Below are 510 nucleotides of genomic sequence, written 5' to 3'. Positions count from 1 at the left end.
AACCTGTCTCCGTCCGAAAAATATTCAAAGTGTAACATCATAACCTGCTTGTTTGGAACAATGTTTGGGTGAATATTTTGCGCATTCAGCATTAAACCTGCATAACCAATAGTTTGTCCCCTATTAATTTTATCTCCCCTTTTTACCAAGATTCTATTGCTGTCTAACTCTCCATATCTAATAATAAATTTACCATATTTAAAACTCTTATGCAAAATTGTTATTTGTTTTGTTTGATAATAAAAATCCCTTTCCTCAGGGACTATCCCATCAGCAATTGCTACAATTTCAACATCAGATTGTGAATTTTTATAGTCTTTGTCAAATAGATTTGTATATAAATCTCTTCCAGTATGCTTTCTTGTTCCTCCATTTCTATTTCTTCCATAGATGGTTTGCGTTGCATCTTTATCTGCTGGATTTGCAATACTCCAAATCATATGGTAAACCCTTGTCATTGAGTGGTTTCATTTTGAGAGGGAATACAATATCTTCTATTGATGTTTCCCC

General features: G+C 33.1%; 1 protein-coding gene. It reads right to left on the bottom strand.

Annotated elements, in window-relative coordinates:
• The coding region (locus LS69_RS10150; protein ID WP_238699314.1) for a M23 family metallopeptidase at positions 1 to 440 on the bottom strand (440 nt) is incomplete at its 3' end.
• Positions 441 to 510 lie beyond the last annotated feature (70 nt).

It is taken from the genome of Helicobacter sp. MIT 05-5294 (genome assembly GCF_000765675.1).
In the GTDB taxonomy this organism is placed as follows: Bacteria; Campylobacterota; Campylobacteria; order Campylobacterales; family Helicobacteraceae; genus Helicobacter_D.
This window is presented reverse-complemented; position numbering and strand designations above follow the sequence as displayed.